Raw genomic sequence first — 15119 nt, 5'->3', positions numbered from 1 at the left:
CGGTCAGCACCGCCACCAGCAGGGCGGGAAGCGCAGGATCCGGTCGTCGCCGGGAGCCGGGGTGCCCCGCCCGTCGCGGTTGCTGGTGGTGACCCAGAGCGAGCCGTCCGGCGCGACGACGACCGTACGCAGCCGGCCGTAGCTGCCGACGAGTTCCGCGGTGGGCGTGCCGGCGCCGCCCGCGGCGTCGAGCGGCACGACCCACAGCCGGGTGCCGCGCAGTGCCGCCACGTAGAGCCGCCCGCCCGCGATCGCCGCGCCGCTGGGCGACGCCTCGGCGGGCCGCCACGTCACGATCGGGTCGCGGAAGCGTGGGTCGCCGGCCACCCCCTCCACCACCGGCCAGCCGTAGTTGCCGCCGGGCACCACCCGGTTGACCTCGTCCCAGCTGCTGGCGCCGAACTCGGTCGCGTAGAGCCGGCCTCGCCAGTCCCAGGCCAGGCCCTGCACGTTGCGGTGGCCGAGGCTGTAGACCGGCGAACCCGGGACCGGGTTGTCCCACGGCACGCCACCGTCGGGCCGCAGCCGCAGGATCTTCCCGTTGCGGCTGCGCGGGTCCTGCGCGGTGGCCGGCTGGGCGGCGTCCCCGACGCCCGCGTAGAGCATCCCGTCCGGGCCGAAGGCGATGCGCCCGCCGTCGTGCGAGCTGGCCCGGGCCAGCCCGCTGAGGATCGGCTGCTGGACGTTCGGCGCGGCCAGCCGGAAGCGGACTATCCGGTTGTCCACGGCGGAGGTGAAGTACGCGTAGACGTAACCGTCGGCGCGGTAGCGCGGCGAGACGGCCAGCCCGAGCAGCCCGGACTCGCCGACCGCCGAGACGCCGGCGATCCGCGCCACCTGCCGGGGTGCCAGACCCCGCCCCACCCGCAGGACCCGCCCGCTGTTCCGCTCGCCGACCAGGGCGCTGCCGTCGGGCAGGAAGGCCAGCCCCCACGGCGCTTCCAGGCCGCCGGCGACCACCGACGGCCGGGTGAAGTCGTACCCCCACCAACCGGACGCCGGGCCGCTCGCGGGCCGGTGCGCGGTGACCGGCGCGGGCGCCCCGGCCACGCCGAGGCAACCGGCGAGGGCGATGGTGGCGACAACGCTGCGTCTTCTCATGCCGGCCCCCTCGGGCTCTCGCGACACACGCCGGGCGACACCGGCGCCGCCCGCCGGTCGAGCGTGGACGGGCGCTCCCCCAGCCTGCGGCGCCCGCCGTCTCGACGGCGTCACCGCGACCACACGGGCCGCCGCCGGGTGGAGACGCCGCCCGGTCGATCGCACCCGGCGGGTACGGTCGACCGCCCGGGTTGCCGTGTCGCCCGCGCCCCGGCCCGGTGGCGAGCGGTGTTCATGCTGGAATGGTGATTCGCTTCGTGCTCAACGTGCTGTGGCTCGTCTTCGGCGGCGGCCTGGTCCTCGCGATCGGCTACGGCATCGCCGCCCTGATCTGCTTCGTCCTCGTCGTCACCATCCCGTTCGGGGTGGCGTCGCTGCGCCTGGCCGGGTACTCGTTGTGGCCCTTCGGCCGCACCGTGGTGCCCAAGCCGGGTGCGGGTGTCGCGTCCGGCCTGGCCAACGTGCTCTGGGTGGTGCTGGCGGGCTGGTGGCTGGCGCTGTCCCACCTGGTCGCCGGCGTCGCGCTCTGCGTCACGATCATCGGCATCCCGTTCGGGGTGGCCAACTTCAAGCTCGTCCCGGCGGCGTTCTGGCCGCTCGGGCGGGACGTCGTCGACGCACCGTAGGCCCGCGGCCGCCCGGCACCGGGCGTGCGGGCAGCTCAGCCGTCGACCGGCTCCGCCCGGTACCGCTCGATCCAGTCCCGGTTGAGCCGGTCGGCCTGGCGCCGGTGCCGGGCCACGATGGCGCCGTCCCCGGCCGGCGGCTCCAGGCCGAGGAAGTCCAGCACACCGCGGGTGGCGGCCACCATGTCCTGGTCGAGGTCCTCGTACCGCACCCGGTACGGCCGGATCCCCCGGGCCGCGAACCACGCCTCCCAGGCCGCGTTGTGCTCCTCGATCACCTGGAGGTAATGCCGGATCCCGGCGGCGTCGAAGCGGGGTGCCCGGCCGGTGCCGGCGTTTCCGCTGATCTCCCCGTTGCCGCCGACGAACCAGGCGCCGGTCTGCTCGGCCCGCAGCCAGGAGACCGCCTGGGCCAGCACGTCGTCGCGGCGCAGGAAGACGAAGCGGGTACGACCGAACGCCCGGTCGAGCAGCGCGGTGTCGGCACCGGACAGGTCGGGGTGGACGGTCGCGAGGCGGGCGACCAGCTCCTCCACCGCTCCCCACATGAGCTTCGCACCGAACACCCCGTTTCCGGTCCGGCCCTCGGCCAGCGCGGCACGCAGGTAGTCCGCGTAGTCGACGCGGCCGTCGGCGGCGCGGGGCAGCCGCCACCGGTCGGCCCAGAGCGGCTCGTCCGGCGCCCGGAAGTACGCCTGCGGGTGGCCGGCGACCCCGGTGGACTCCAGCAGCCCGAGCAGCAGCGAGCTGCCGGTACGCGGGGTGGCGCAGACGAAGTACGAGTCGACCCGGTCCGCTGGCATGGGCACACCCAAGCGCACCGCCGGTGCGCGGCGCAACCGAGTTGGCTCAGCCCGGCCGGCCGGACCGGGACCGCCGCGACCAGGCCAGGACGAGCAGGCCCACCACCAGCAGACCCAGCCCGACCGCCCCGGCCGCCACCATCGGCCGGACCCCGCCGGCCTGATCGCCGGCGACCCGGTCGGCCCGCGCGGGTGCGGTCGGCACGGGGGTGGTCGGGGCACTGGTCGGCCCGGTGGTCGGGGCGGTGGGTGACCCGGTGGACGGGCCGGCCGCCGGGTAGCGCAGGATGCTCGGCCGCGTACCCGGCGGCTGGTCGGCGGTCTCGGAGACGGTGAGCAGAAAGCGCCCGTCCCGGCTGTAGGTGATCGACTCACCCTGCGGCTCGTCGGGCAACGGGGTGACCCGCGGCGTCCCGCCGGTCAGCGCGGCGATCACGTCGCCGCCGGTGACGTCGAACTCGAACGCGTCGGCGTAGGTGCGCAGCACGACGCGCTCCCCGCCCGGTGCGGTGGCGGCACCGGTGACCGCCGTCCGGCCGAGCACCGAGAACGGGTTGCTCGTCGTGGTGCCCGGCAGCCGGACCTGTCCCACCTCGGCCAGGGGCACCGTCGCGCCCGGCCGCAGGGCGGTGCTCGGCGCGTAGAGCACGCCGGAGTACTTGGACACGATCACCGGTCGGCCGTCGCCGGTCAGCAGCATCGCCTCGGCGTCGTGCGGACGGTCCGGATAGGCCATCCGGTACAGCACCGGCCGGGCCGCTCCCGGGGCGAGCTTCCAGACCGCGACCGTCTGCCGGGACCGGTCGTTGTCGCCGATGTCGGCGACCCACACCGTGCCGTCCGCGCCGACGGCGAGATCCTCGGTGTCCCGCGGCCGCGACGGGTAGGACACGGTCCGGGTCACCGCGCAGTCCGCGGCCAGGAAGAAGATCCGGCGGCGGGCCGCGTCGTCGGCGCCGTCGTTGACCACGACGTACCCGTCGTCCGTGGCGGCCATCCCGGAGATCTCGGTCAGCCGGTCGTCGCGGATCCGGCACACCGGGGCTCCCGGCGCGGGCGTCGGAGCGGCCACCGCGCCGCTCGGCGCCGGCAGGGCGAGGACCGCGGCCACGGCCGCGCCGGCCGACAGTCGCCGGGCCGTCGGGTCACGTCGTCGCATCACCGGCAATCCTTCCATCACCGGTCCAGCCGGTCGGGTCCGACCGGTCGCGCGTCGGGTTCGGGCCGACCGCGGGAGCCGGTCACCGCCGCCGGGCGGGTCGCGGCGACCGCCGCACCGATCGGCGGCCACATCCCGCCAACAGCCATGGGAGCGTTCCCACAGTGGGGGAAAGTATCGACACGACTAAATGCACCTCGGCATCCTGGGGCCCGATCGGTTCCCTCGAACGGAGGTGTCGGAATGCGTCCTGAGCAGATCGTCGGACCGGCGGTGTCCCTCTTCCGCGCGGTCATCGGGCTGCTGTTCCTCTGTCACGGTCTGGCCTCGCTCTTCGGTGTCCTCGGTGGCAACCGGGGCACCGGCGAGGCGATCCCGCTGGGCCAGTGGCCGGGCTGGTGGGCCGCGCTGATCCAGGGGGTCTGCGGCGGGCTGGTGCTCCTCGGCCTGTTCACCCGGCCGGCCGCGATCCTGGCGTCCGGCTCCATGGCGTACGCGTACTTCATGGTGCACCAGCCGGACGCCCTGCTGCCGCTGCGCAACGGCGGTGAGCTGGCCGTGCTGTTCTGCTGGTCGTTCCTGCTCATCGCGGTGCTCGGCCCCGGCGCGTGGGCGCTCGACCCGCTGCTGCGGGCCCGCCGCGCCAGCCGGACGCCGGTGCCCGCCCAGTGAGCGGGCGAGCGCCGGAGGTGACCCGGGGGCGCGGCGGGGGTCAGTGCCCGAGCACCCCGGCCAGCCAGCGCAGCTGGCGGCGCACCTGCACCGCCGCCCCGCCCTCGTGCTGGTTGAACGGGTAGACGTGCAGCTCCCGCTCCGGTGGCGCGGGCCGCCCGGTGCCGGCGCCGTACTGGTTGTAGGCGGCGAACCCGGTGCTCGGCGGGCAGACCTGGTCGCGGAGGCCGATCCCGAAGTGCGCGGGCGCGCAGGCCCGGCGGGCGAAGGCGACCCCGTCGACGTAGGAGAGGGTCCGGCGGACCGGCTCCTCCGCCTCCCGGTTGGCCGCCAGGTACTGGGCGATCTCGCCGTACGGCGAGGCGTCGGTGATCTCGATGGCCCGCTGGATGTGGCAGAGGAACGGCGCGGTGGTGACCAGCGCGGCGAGATCGGCCACGAGCCCGGCCACGGCGAGGGCGAGGCCGCCGCCCTGGCTGTTCCCGGCCGCGACGACCCGGCTGGCGTCGACGCCCGGCAGCGCGCGGGCCGCCTGCACGGCGCGCACCGCGTCGGTGATGAGTCGCCGGTAGTGGTAGCTCTGCGGCGTCAGGATGCCCCAGGTCACCGGCCAGGGGCCGCCGGGCGCGCCGGCGCCCGGGTCGGCGGTGTCGCCGCCGCCGTACCGGCCGGACTGGCCCCGGGAGTCCATCAGCAGGTGCGCGTAACCGGCCACCGGCCAGGTCAGGCGCTCGTGCGGCAGGCCACGGCCGCGCCCGTAGCCGACGTACTCCACCACCGTGGGCAGGGGCCCGTCGGTGCCGGCCGGACGGGTGTACCAGGCCCGGACCGGGTCGCCGCCGAAGCCGGCGAAGGTGACGTCCCAGGAGTCGACCAGCCGCAGGTCGGTCGGCTCGGGCCGGACGTCGAGCAGCACCGGCCGGGCGGCCTCCGCCGCCAGCGTGCCGCGCCAGAACTCGTCGAAGTCGTCCGGCTCGGCCACCACCGGCGCGTACCGCCGGAGTTGGTCGAGGGGAAGGTCGAACAGGGCCATGGCTCCTCGCGGGTCGGTTCGGCGGGGTGGGTTCAGCGCCGTCCGGCGCGGCGGGTCAGCGGGAGTGGGCGGGTGGCGCGGTGGTCTCCCGCACCACCAGCTCGGTGACCAGGTCGATCCGGCTCGTCGGCGGGTCCACGCCGCGCGCCAGGTCGAGCAGCATCTGGGTGGCGGTGCCGGCCATGTCGCCGAGCGGCTGGTTGACAGTGGTCAGGGCCGGTCCGATCCAGGCCGCCACCGGCAGGTTGTCGTACCCGATCACCGACAGGTCCCCGGGCACGTCCAGGCCGAGCTGGCGTCCGGCCCGGAGCACCCCCATCGCCTGCATGTCCGAGCCGGCGAAGATCGCCGTGGGGCGGTCCGGCCGGGACAGCAGTTCCAGCCCGTGCGTGTAGCCGGCGTCCACGTAGAAGCTGCCGAACCGGACCAGCTCGGGGTCGATCGGCAGGCCGGCCTCGTCGTGCGCGGACCGGAAGCCCGCGGCCCGGGCCCGGCTGCACAGCACGTCCTCGGGCCCGGAGATGATCCCGATCCGGCGGTGACCCAGCTCCAGCAGGTGGCGGGTGGCGAGCAGGCCGCCGTTCCAGTTGTTCGAGCCGACGGTGGGCACCGAGGCGGAGGTCGCGCTGTCGGTGTCCACGACGACGAACGGGACCGACCGCCTCCGCAGCTGCTGGTGCTGCGACTCGGACAGGTGGCAGAGCACGAACAGCATGCCCAGCGGCGGGTGCGCGAGCACCTCGTCCAGCCACTGCTGGGACGGGCGGTGGCGCCCGCCGAGCTGGGACAGGAGCACGCCGACCTCCGCGGCGGCGGCCACCGACTCGACCCCACGGATGATCTCCATCGCCCACTCGTTGGCGAACTCGTGGAACACCAGGTGGATCTGGCGGGAGCGGGCCGACTCCCGGCGCGACCGGCGGCGGTACCGGTGCCGGTCGAGGCTGGCTTCGACGCGCGCCCTGGTCTCGGCGGCGACGTCCGAGCGTCCGTTGAGGACCTTCGAGACGGTCGCCACGGAGACGCCGACCTCTTCCGCGATGGTCGCGATGGTGGCGGGGCCGGGTGCGCGCGCCGGGCGGGACGGTGTCATGGAACCTCATCCGCGACGTCCGAAATTTTCGGCGAACCCTAGCACAGCGGACCGCCGGCCACGAGGCCCGCGGATCGATCGCCAGCCATCTCCCTGGTCACGGGCGTCGATGGCTGGTCGGCGGCCCGGAGCGTGGGAGCGGCATCTTCACCACCCTTGACACACCCGGAGAGGGCCCCTAGGTTTCCGCAGCAAGTACCGGGAGGTTACCGAAACTTTCGAAGTTGGCCATCACACCGCACGTTCCGGAGCCGGATGCGGCGGCGTCTGGTCGACGTGAAGGGGTGTGCATGACGAAGCAGTCGCCCGCCGACCGACCACCACCCGGCCCGGGCGCCGTCCGTCCACCCCGGCCGGACCGGGCACGGCACCGTCCGGCCACGGTCCCCCCGCTCGCCGCCTAGGAGACCGCCGATGAGCACCCCCGGAACGCTGCATCCGCCACCGCCGGCACCCGATCTGCCCGCGACCGGGACGGCCCCGGCGCCCCGCCGCCGCAAGCGCCGCCGCACCTGGCGTCAGGCGGTACGCCGGGACTGGCAGCTCTACTCGCTGGCGGTACTGCCGTTGCTGTTCTTCCTGATCTTCCGCTACCTGCCGATGCTCGGGAACGTGATCGCCTTCCGCCGGTTCGAGCCGGGCGGGAGCATCTTCGGCGAGCGCTGGGTCGGGCTGCGGTACGTGCGGATGTTCCTCAACGACCCGTCGTTCTGGGAGGCGTTCACCAACACCCTGGTGCTGGGCGCGCTGACCCTGCTGTTCTGCTTCCCGCTGCCGATCGTGCTGGCGTTGCTGCTCAACGAGATCCGCACCCGCAAGCTGAAGCAGTTCGTGCAGTCCGTGTCGTACCTGCCGCACTTCCTGTCGATCGTGATCGTGGCGGCGATGGTGATGCAGCTGGTCTCCGTCGACGGGACGGTGAACCAGCTCGTCCAGGCCGCCGGCGGCGAGCCGGTGCCGTTCCTGCAACGGCCGGAGTGGTTCCGGACGATCTACGTCTCCTCGGAGGTCTGGCAGACCGTCGGCTGGGGCACCATCCTCTACCTCGCCGCGCTGACCACCGTGGACGACAACCTCTACGAGGCGGCCCGGATCGACGGCGCGAACCGGTGGCGCCAGACCTGGCACGTGACGCTGCCCGGCATCCGCCCGACGATGGTCACGCTGCTGATCCTCAACATCGGCACCTTCATGGCGGTCGGGTTCGAGAAGATCCTGCTGCTGTACAACCCGCTGACGTACCCGACCGCCGACGTCATCTCCACGTACCTGTTCCGGATGGGCTTCGGGTCCAGCAACTTCAGCTACGCGGCCGCGATCGGGCTGTTCGAGGCCGTGATCGGGCTGACCCTGGTGCTGTCGGCGAACCTGATCGCCCGCCGCACGGTGGGAACGAGCCTGTGGTGACCACCGGGACCAGACAAGCCCCGCCGCGGCCGCGCCCACGGCCCCGTGGCTCCCGGGTCAGCCGGGGCTACCGGGTGTTCCAGGCGGTCAACGCCGTGATCCTGACCGGCGTCGTGGTGGTGACGTTGTACCCGTTCGTCAACATCGTGGCCCGCTCGCTCAGCGACGAGGCGTACATCATCGCCGGCCAGGTCAGCCTGGTGCCGCGGGGGTTCAACCTGGAAACGTACCGGCTGGTCATGTCCGACTCGATGTTCTGGACGAACTACCGCAACACGGTGGTGTACACGGTGGTCGCCACGGTCATCGCGATCGTGCTGACCACCTGCTACGCGTACGTGCTGTCGAAGAAGCACCTGCGGGGCCGCTCGGCGCTGGTCGGCATCGCGGTGTTCACCATGTTCTTCTCCGGCGGGCTGATCCCCAACTACGTCCTGGTCACCAGCCTCGGGATGAAGAACACCATCTGGGCCATCGCCGTACCGAACGCCATCAACGTGTTCAACCTGCTGGTGATGAAGGCGTTCTTCGAGAGCCTGCCGGTGGAACTGGAGGAGGCGGCGGCCGTCGACGGCCTCAACACGTACGGCATCCTGCTGCGGATCGTGCTGCCGCTGTCCAAGGCGGTGGCCGCCACGATGGTGCTGTTCTACGCGGTCTCCTTCTGGAACTCGTGGTTCGCCGCGTTCCTCTACCTGGACCAGCAGGATCTCTGGCCGGTCACCGTCTACCTGCGCAACCTCATCGCCGGGGCGACCGGCGCGGAGAACGTCGGCGCCATCGCCGAGGCCGACGAGGTCCAGGCCGAGGCGACGCTCAAGGCCGTGACCATCGTGCTCACCACCCTGCCCATCCTGCTGGTCTACCCGTTCGTGCAGCGGTACTTCGTCTCCGGGGTCATGCTCGGCGCGGTCAAGGGCTAGCCACCGGTCTCCGCCATGTCCCACCCGTCCCCCACCCCACCGAAAGGATCCGCCGTGTTCCACAGATCGCGGCGCCGGCTCGCGGTAGCCGCCGCCGGCCTGCTCGCCCTCACCACCCTCGTCGCCTGCGGCGACGACTCGTCCGACGCGAACGACCTCGCGGAGAACCGGGTCGGCGCGATGGCCGACTACGGCGTCGGCGCCCAGTTCAAGGCCACCGAGCCGCTCGCCTTCTCGGTGCTCTACAACAACCACTCGAACTACCCGCTGAAGAACGAGTGGCTGTTCTGGTCGGAGCTGACCAAGCGGACCAACGTCAAGCTCGAACCGGTCGCCGTGCCGGCGAGCGACTACGAGCAGAAGCGCAGCCTGCTGATCGGCGCCGGCGACGCGCCCTTCATCATCCCGAAGACCTATCCGAACCAGGAGGACGCCTACGTCTCCTCCGGCGCCATCCTCCCGGTCAGCGACTACCTCGACCTGATGCCCAACCTCAAGGACAAGATCTCCAAGTGGAACCTCGGGCCCGAGATCGACACCCTGCGGCAGGCCGACGGCAAGTTCTACCTGCTGCCCGGGGTGCACGAGAAGCCGTGGCACGACTACTCGCTAGCGGTCCGCACCGACGTCCTCGATGAGCTCGGCCTGGCGGTGCCGAAGACCTGGGACGAGCTGTACACCGTGCTCAAGGCGATGAAGGCGAAGTACCCGGCCACCTACCCGTTCTCGGACCGGTGGAGCAAGCCGCACCCGGGCGGCAACCTGCTGAACCTGCTCGCGGTGACCCACGGGCTGGCCGGCGCCGGCTGGAACTACCAGCACGCCAGCTGGGACCCGAACGCCAGGAAGTTCCAGTACACCGCCGCCACCGAGCAGTACAAGCAACTGCTGCAGTACCTCAACAAGCTGGTGACGGAGGGGCTGCTCGACCCGGAGAGCTTCACCCAGACCGACGACCAGGCGCGGCAGAAGCTCGCCAACGGCAAGTCGTTCGTGATCAGCGCCAACGCGCAGACCCTGGTCAACGACCACCGGCCAGACCTGGCGAAGACCATCCCGAACGCGAAGCTCACCAAGATCCCGCTGCTGGTCGGCCCGGCGGGCGAGATCAACCCGGCCAGCCGGCTGGAGAACGGCGTGATGATCTCGAAGAAGGCGCGTGAGAGCAAGAACTTCGTGGCCATGATGCAGTTCGTCGACTGGCTGTGGTACTCCGACGTGGGGCAGGAGTTCGCCCGCTGGGGCGTGGAGGGGACGACCTTCGTCAAGGACTCCGCCGGCAAGCGCACCCTGGCCGCCGACGTCAACGTGGTCGGGCTCAACCCCAAGGCGAGCAAGCACCTGCAGAAGGACTTCGGCTTCTACAACGGCGTGTTCGCCTACGGCGGCAACCCGGACCTGGTGCAGGCGTTCTTCTCCGCCGAGGAACAGGAGTTCCAGCGGGTGATGAACGCCCGGGCCCCGATCCCGGTGGCCCCGCCGTACCCGTTCACCGACGAGGAGCGGGAGCAGGCGTCGCTGTGGGAGACCCCGCTGCGCGACCACGTCACCCAGGCGTCGCTCCAGTTCATCCTCGGCCAGCGCGACCTGAGCCAGTGGGACGCCTACCTGACCGAGCTCAAGGGCAAGAACATGGACCAGTACCTGGAGATGGTCAACAAGGCGTACGACCGCTACCAGAAGGAACACAGCTGAGCTGACGAGCCGTCGGGTGGCGCCGCCACCCGCGCCACCCGACGGCCCGCGCCGGCCTCACCCGACCGGCCGCAGCCGCCCCACGACAGCACCCCGCCGCACCGAGCACTGAGGACGACGATGCGCATCTCCGTACCGGAGCACCCCTCGGGCCGGTTGACCGACGCCTGGCGCGCCTGCGTCGGCACCGGCCGGTTCGACCTGGCGCTGCGCCGCGACTACCAGGAATCCCTCGCCCTCGTGCAACGCGAGATCGGCTTCCGGCACATCCGCGGGCACGGGCTGCTCAGCGACGGCGTGGGCATCCACCGCCCGTACGAGTACCAGGGGTCGCGCCGGGTACGGCACGCGTTCACGTACGTCGACCAGGTGGTCGACGCCTACCTCGACCTCGGCGTCCGGCCGTTCGTGGAGCTGGGCTTCATGCCCACCGGTCTCGCCTCCGGCGAGCAGACAGTGTTCTGGTGGCGCGGCAACGTCACCCCGCCCCGCTCCTGGACCGAGTGGGCGGACCTGGTCCGGGCCACGGTCGGCCACCTCGTCGACCGGTACGGGCTCGACGAGGTACGCGGCTGGCCGATCGAGGTCTGGAACGAACCGAACCTGCCGGCGTTCTGGGCGGGCGCCGACCAGGACGCCTACCACCGGCTGTACGAGGTCACCGCGCACGCGGTCAAGGAGGTGGACGCCGCGCTCCAGGTCGGCGGGCCGGCCATCTCCCCCGGCGCCGACGAGTGGCTGGTGCCGTTCGCCGAGTTCGTCACCGCCCGGTCGGTGCCGGTCGACTTCGTCAGCCGGCACGCGTACACCTCCGGGCCGGCCCGGCACGTGCCCTTCGGCACCCACCAGACCCTGGCGCCGGCGGGCAGCCTGCTGGAGCAGTTCGCCAGCCCGCGGCGGCACCTGCGCGGCACCGGGCTGGCCGACCTGCCGGTGCACATCACCGAGTTCAACTCCTCCTACCGGCCGGACAACCCGATCCACGACACCGCCTTCCACGCCGCGTACCTGGCCCCGGTGGTGGCCGCCGGCGGTGACCTGGTCGACTCCTTCTCCTACTGGACGTTCAGCGATGTGTTCGAGGAGGAGGGGGTGCCGACGTCGCTGTTCCACGGCGGCTTCGGCCTGCTCACCCACCGCCAGATCAAGAAACCCACCTACCACCTGTACGCCTTCCTGGCCCGGATGGGCGACCAGGTCCTCGCCCGCGGCCCGGACCACCTGGTCACCCGCGACGCCACCGGCCGGATCACCGTGCTGGCCTGGGCGCCGGTGGACGTGACCGGCCGCGAACCGGTCCCCGATCGGCACACGGTGCGCCTGTCGGTGCCGCTGCCGGGGTCCGCGACCACCGCCTTCCTGCTGCGCTCGTCGGTCAGCGAGGAGGCGGGCAACGCCTGGCGGGCGTGGTGCGAGATGGGCCGGCCGCCGTCGCCGCGTACCCGGGAACTGGACGCCCTGCGGGCGGCGGCCGAGCCGGCCCGGCGCCACGCCAGCCTGCCGGTGGAGGCCGGCCGCGTCGCGCTCGACCTGCACCTGGACCGGCACGAGGTGACCCTGGCCGAACTCACGGCGGTGACCGACGAGACCCCGCCGTGGTGGGCCGACGACCGGCTGCTCGGCGGCCACCCCGGGACGGACCCGACATGAGCGAGCGTCAGCGAGCGAATCATCAGCACAGCGCGGAGGTGCCTCATGGCCGGCATGAGTGACGTCGTCGGGACCCAGCGCCAGTTCGGCGACGGACCGCTCTCCCGCGCCGCGGCGCTGATCTACACCCTGCTGGTGGTGGAGGTGCTGCTGCTGGTCAGCACCGCGCCGGGCCTGGTCACCCTGTTGCTGCTGGACCGGGACGTGAGCAACCTGCCGCTGGTCGCGGCCTGCGCGCTGCCGGTCGGCCCGGCCGTCTCCGCCGGGTTGTACGCGCTGCACCACCAGCGCCTCGACCTGACCGACCTGCACCCCGCCCGGGTCTTCTGGCGCGGCTACCGGGCCAACCTCGGGGTGCTGCGGATCTGGGTGCCGCTGCTGGTGTGGCTGACCGTCATCGCGGTGAACCTCGCCCACCTGTCGGCCGCGGGCCTGCCGCGCTGGTGGGCGGTGCCGCTGGTGGGCGTCGGCGCGGGCGCGGCGGTGGTCGGCGTCAACGCGCTGGTCATCACGTCGCTGTTCACGTTCCGGGTGCGGGACGTCGTCCGGCTGGCCCGGTACTTCGTGCTGCGTACCCCGGTCGTCACGCTCGGCCACGCCCTGCTGCTGGTGGCGGCGACGGCGGTGGCGCTGGCCACCTCCGAGGCGGTGCTCGCGGTGCTGGGCGCGGTGCTGGTGCTGGCGCTGCTGCGCGGCAGCGACCCGATGATCGCGGTGGTCCGGGAGGAGTTCACCGCATGAGCGGGGTCGACCTGCTGACCGGTGACCGCGTCGAGGGCGGCGGGCCGATCCGGCTCGACGCCCGGGGCGTCGTGGTGCTCCGGGAGGAGTCGTGACCGGCGGCGTCCACCCCGCCTGGCTGCCGCCGGAGGCCTTCCGCCCCCTCGGTACCCGGCGCAGCCTGGTCGCCGGCGACGGGCCGCTGGTGGAGACGGTGTACCGGGAGGTGGCGCGGGCCTGCGACCGGTACGGCGGCTCGGTGCGCCGCCCCGGGCCGGCCGGCGGGGCCGACCGGATCGACCTCGTCCTCGCGGTGACCTCGGCCGGGCCGCTACCCGCGGCGGCGGAGGCGGTCGCCGCCGACCGTCGGCGGTGGGCGGGGACGCTCGGCGCCGAGGGTTTCCTGCTGGGCCGGCGAGGCGGTGTCACGGTGGTGCTGGCCGAGCAGCCCGCCGGACTGCTCTACGGCCTGTTCCAGGTGGTCCGGCTCGGCGAGTCCGCGTTCGGCGCGGCGCACCCGCCGCGGCCGCACCGCCCGGCGAGCCGGCTACGCATGCTCGACCACTGGGACAACGTCGACGTGCACCCGGTGATGGGGCAGGTCGAGCGCGGCTACGCCGGCGGCTCGATCTTCTGGCGGGACGGCGCCCGCCGCGCGGACCTGACCCGGGTCCGGGACTACGGGCGGCTGCTGGCCGCCGTCGGCGTCAACGCCGTCTCGGTGAACAACGTCAACGTCCACGCCACCGAGGCGCGGCTGCTCACCGACCGGCTCGACGACGTCGCGGCGATCGCGGACGTGCTGCGGCCGTACGGAGTCCGGGTGCACCTGTCGGTCACCTTCGCCGCACCGGTCCTGCTCGGCGGGCTGCCCACCGCCGACCCGCTGGACGAGCGGGTGCGCACCTGGTGGGCCCGGACCACCCGCCGGGTGTACGAGCGCATCCCGGACTTCGGGGGCTACCTGGTGAAGGCGGACTCAGAGGGGCAGCCGGGTCCCTTCTCGTACGGGCGCAGCCACGCCGACGGCGCGAACGTGCTGGCCGACGCGTTGGCCCCGTACGCGGGCGTGGTGCACTGGCGGGCCTTCGTCTACAACCACCGCCAGGACTGGCGCGACCGGTCGACCGACCGGGCCCGCGCCGCCTTCGACCACTTCGCCCCGCTGGACGGCCGGTTCCGGGACAACGTGATCCTCCAGGTCAAGCACGGTCCGATGGACTTCCAGCCGCGGGAGCCGGTGTCACCGGTGATCGCCGCCATGCCCGCCAGCCGGCTGGCGGTGGAGTTCCAGGTGACGCAGGAGTACACCGGCCAGCAGCGGCACGTGTGCTACCTGGGCCCGTGGTGGAGCGAGGTGCTCCGGTTCGCGCCGTGGGGCGACGGCGGGCCCACCGTCGCCGAGGTGGCCACCGGCGCGCGCGACAGCGGGTCGCCCGGCGGCGGCCTGGTCGCGGTCTCCAACGTGGGCGACGACCGCTACTGGACCGGGCACCCGCTCGCCCAGGCCAACCTGTACGCCTTCGGCCGGCTCGCCTGGGACCCGGGGTTGGACCCGGCGGCCGTCCTCGACGAGTGGATCGGCCTCACCTTCCCGCCGGCGGCGCCCCAGCCCGCGCCGACCGGCGTGGGCCCGGCGGCGGCCGAGGCCGGGCGGGACGGCGACCACGAGGTGCTACGGCGGACGCTGCACGAGATCATGGACGGCTCCTGGGGCACCTACGAGCGGTACACCGCGCCGCTGGGCGTCGGCTTCATGGTCCGCCCCGGACACCACTACGGTCCCGACGTGGACGGCTACGAGTACACGCCCTGGGGCACGTACCACTTCGCCGACCGGGACGGGGTGGGCGTCGACCGGACCCGGGCCACCGGAACCGGGTTCACCGGCCAGTACCCGCAGCCGTGGTCGGAGGTGTACGAGTCGCTCGACCGCTGCCCCGACGAGTTGCTGCTCTTCTTCCACCACGTGCCGTACGGGCACGTGCTGCACAGCGGCTCCACCGTCATCCAGCACATCTACGACACCCACTTCGCGGGGGTGGCGCAGGTGGCCACGATGCGGCTGCGGTGGAGCCGGCTCGCCGGGCTGCTGGACCCGGGGGTGCACGCGCGGGTGGCCGAGCGCCTCGACGAGCAACTGCGCTGCGCCGAGGAGTGGCGCGACCAGGTCAACGCCTACTTCTTCCGCAAGTCGGGGGTGCCGGACGAGCACGGCCGCCGCATCCCCTGAGGCT

14 protein-coding genes are annotated in these 15119 nt (G+C 73.0%); 9 read left to right on the top strand and 5 right to left on the bottom strand.

Annotated elements, in window-relative coordinates:
* Positions 1-3 precede the first annotated feature (3 nt).
* On the bottom strand, positions 4-1101 hold the full coding sequence (locus Q3W71_RS26225; RefSeq protein ID WP_302922141.1) for a sorbosone dehydrogenase family protein: 1098 nt from the start codon (positions 1099-1101) through the stop codon (positions 4-6).
* 245 nt (positions 1102-1346) lie between these two features.
* On the opposite strand from Q3W71_RS26225, the gene Q3W71_RS26220 reads away from it, so the two are divergent.
* Complete coding sequence (locus Q3W71_RS26220) at positions 1347-1727, top strand: YccF domain-containing protein (protein ID WP_302922332.1); 381 nt, start codon at positions 1347-1349, stop codon at positions 1725-1727.
* A gap of 35 nt (positions 1728-1762) precedes the next feature.
* Here Q3W71_RS26220 and Q3W71_RS26215 read toward each other — a convergent pair whose 3' ends face one another.
* Complete coding sequence (locus Q3W71_RS26215; RefSeq protein WP_302922140.1) at positions 1763-2530, bottom strand: Stf0 family sulfotransferase; 768 nt, start codon at positions 2528-2530, stop codon at positions 1763-1765.
* Positions 2531-2576: 46 nt separating this feature from the next.
* Complete coding sequence (locus Q3W71_RS26210; protein ID WP_302922331.1) at positions 2577-3689, bottom strand: hypothetical protein; 1113 nt, start codon at positions 3687-3689, stop codon at positions 2577-2579.
* Positions 3690-3932: 243 nt separating this feature from the next.
* On the opposite strand from Q3W71_RS26210, the gene Q3W71_RS26205 reads away from it, so the two are divergent.
* Entirely contained in the window at positions 3933-4361 is a 429-nt protein-coding gene (locus Q3W71_RS26205; RefSeq protein WP_302922139.1) for a DoxX family protein, read from the top strand.
* A 40-nt stretch (positions 4362-4401) separates the two neighbouring features.
* Here Q3W71_RS26205 and Q3W71_RS26200 read toward each other — a convergent pair whose 3' ends face one another.
* Positions 4402-5394 carry an acetylxylan esterase gene (locus tag Q3W71_RS26200; RefSeq protein WP_302922138.1) on the bottom strand — a complete coding sequence of 331 codons (993 nt, stop codon included), beginning with the start codon at positions 5392-5394 and terminating at the stop codon, positions 4402-4404.
* 55 nt (positions 5395-5449) lie between these two features.
* Positions 5450-6487, bottom strand: a complete 1038-nt coding sequence (locus Q3W71_RS26195; RefSeq protein WP_302922137.1) for a LacI family DNA-binding transcriptional regulator — start codon at positions 6485-6487, stop codon at positions 5450-5452.
* A gap of 414 nt (positions 6488-6901) precedes the next feature.
* On the opposite strand from Q3W71_RS26195, the gene Q3W71_RS26190 reads away from it, so the two are divergent.
* The 7 genes from Q3W71_RS26190 (at position 6902) to Q3W71_RS26160 (ending at position 15115) form a co-directional block, all read left to right on the top strand.
* Positions 6902-7894: a sugar ABC transporter permease gene (locus Q3W71_RS26190; protein ID WP_302922136.1), complete on the top strand. Its 993-nt coding sequence runs from the start codon at positions 6902-6904 to the stop codon at positions 7892-7894.
* On the top strand, positions 7891-8817 hold the full coding sequence (locus Q3W71_RS26185; protein ID WP_302922135.1) for a carbohydrate ABC transporter permease: 927 nt from the start codon (positions 7891-7893) through the stop codon (positions 8815-8817). Before Q3W71_RS26190 ends, Q3W71_RS26185 begins: the two co-directional genes overlap by 4 nt.
* Positions 8818-8871: 54 nt before the next feature.
* Complete coding sequence (locus tag Q3W71_RS26180) at positions 8872-10512, top strand: extracellular solute-binding protein (protein WP_302922134.1); 1641 nt, start codon at positions 8872-8874, stop codon at positions 10510-10512.
* A 120-nt stretch (positions 10513-10632) separates the two neighbouring features.
* Positions 10633-12162, top strand: a complete 1530-nt coding sequence (locus tag Q3W71_RS26175) for a xylan 1,4-beta-xylosidase (RefSeq protein WP_302922133.1) — start codon at positions 10633-10635, stop codon at positions 12160-12162.
* A gap of 54 nt (positions 12163-12216) precedes the next feature.
* Positions 12217-12903, top strand: coding sequence for a hypothetical protein (locus tag Q3W71_RS26170; RefSeq protein WP_302922132.1), 687 nt, complete (start codon positions 12217-12219; stop codon positions 12901-12903).
* Positions 12900-12998: a Beta-galactosidase C-terminal domain gene (locus tag Q3W71_RS26165; RefSeq protein WP_302922131.1), complete on the top strand. Its 99-nt coding sequence runs from the start codon at positions 12900-12902 to the stop codon at positions 12996-12998. The genes Q3W71_RS26170 and Q3W71_RS26165 overlap by 4 nt, the downstream gene beginning before the upstream one ends.
* Positions 12995-15115: an alpha-glucuronidase gene (locus Q3W71_RS26160; RefSeq protein WP_302922130.1), complete on the top strand. Its 2121-nt coding sequence runs from the start codon at positions 12995-12997 to the stop codon at positions 15113-15115. The genes Q3W71_RS26165 and Q3W71_RS26160 overlap by 4 nt, the downstream gene beginning before the upstream one ends.
* Positions 15116-15119 lie beyond the last annotated feature (4 nt).

This window comes from Micromonospora sp. C28SCA-DRY-2 (assembly GCF_030519475.1).
In the GTDB taxonomy this organism is placed as follows: Bacteria; Actinomycetota; Actinomycetes; order Mycobacteriales; family Micromonosporaceae; genus Micromonospora.
This window is presented reverse-complemented; position numbering and strand designations above follow the sequence as displayed.

Coding starts and splice junctions, on each gene's coding strand:
- Q3W71_RS26190 (WP_302922136.1), top strand. CDS start 6,902: ATGAGCACCCCCGGAACGCTGCATCCGCCACCGCCGGCACCCGATCTG.
- Q3W71_RS26195 (WP_302922137.1), bottom strand. CDS start 6,487: ATGACACCGTCCCGCCCGGCGCGCGCACCCGGCCCCGCCACCATCGCG.
- Q3W71_RS26210 (WP_302922331.1), bottom strand. CDS start 3,689: ATGCGACGACGTGACCCGACGGCCCGGCGACTGTCGGCCGGCGCGGCC.
- Q3W71_RS26200 (WP_302922138.1), bottom strand. CDS start 5,394: ATGGCCCTGTTCGACCTTCCCCTCGACCAACTCCGGCGGTACGCGCCG.
- Q3W71_RS26165 (WP_302922131.1), top strand. CDS start 12,900: ATGAGCGGGGTCGACCTGCTGACCGGTGACCGCGTCGAGGGCGGCGGG.
- Q3W71_RS26205 (WP_302922139.1), top strand. CDS start 3,933: ATGCGTCCTGAGCAGATCGTCGGACCGGCGGTGTCCCTCTTCCGCGCG.
- Q3W71_RS26170 (WP_302922132.1), top strand. CDS start 12,217: ATGAGTGACGTCGTCGGGACCCAGCGCCAGTTCGGCGACGGACCGCTC.
- Q3W71_RS26175 (WP_302922133.1), top strand. CDS start 10,633: ATGCGCATCTCCGTACCGGAGCACCCCTCGGGCCGGTTGACCGACGCC.
- Q3W71_RS26215 (WP_302922140.1), bottom strand. CDS start 2,530: ATGCCAGCGGACCGGGTCGACTCGTACTTCGTCTGCGCCACCCCGCGT.
- Q3W71_RS26225 (WP_302922141.1), bottom strand. CDS start 1,101: ATGAGAAGACGCAGCGTTGTCGCCACCATCGCCCTCGCCGGTTGCCTC.